1 pseudogene is annotated in these 353 nt (G+C 42.2%); it reads left to right on the top strand.

Annotated features, from left to right (window positions below):
* Positions 1-353, top strand: a pseudogene (locus tag H5201_RS22720) (DDE-type integrase/transposase/recombinase); the annotation flags it as partial.

Raw genomic sequence — 353 nt, forward strand, 5'->3', positions numbered from 1 at the left:
CAACTTGAAGATTGGGTGATGAGTCATGCCCGTTGTTTTGCGTTTTTAGGCGGTGTGCCTGAACTTGTTATTCCCGACAACTTAAAAAGTGCTGTTAGTAAACCCTGTCGCTACGAGCCTGATCTAAACCCCACTTATCATCAATTAGCCGAGTATTATAACGTCGCTGTCATACCCGCTAGACCTTATAAACCCAAAGATAAATCAAAGGCTGAAGTCGGTGTACAAATTGTTGAGCGTTGGATCATGGCACGTCTGCGTAACCAAACCTTCTACAGCTTAGCGCACCTAAATCAAGAAATAGCAAAGCTACTTGATGTAATGAACAATAAGGTGATGAAGCAATATCAACA

This window comes from Pseudoalteromonas sp. SG43-6, from assembly GCF_014164365.1.
GTDB lineage: Bacteria > Pseudomonadota > Gammaproteobacteria > Enterobacterales > Alteromonadaceae > Pseudoalteromonas > Pseudoalteromonas rhizosphaerae.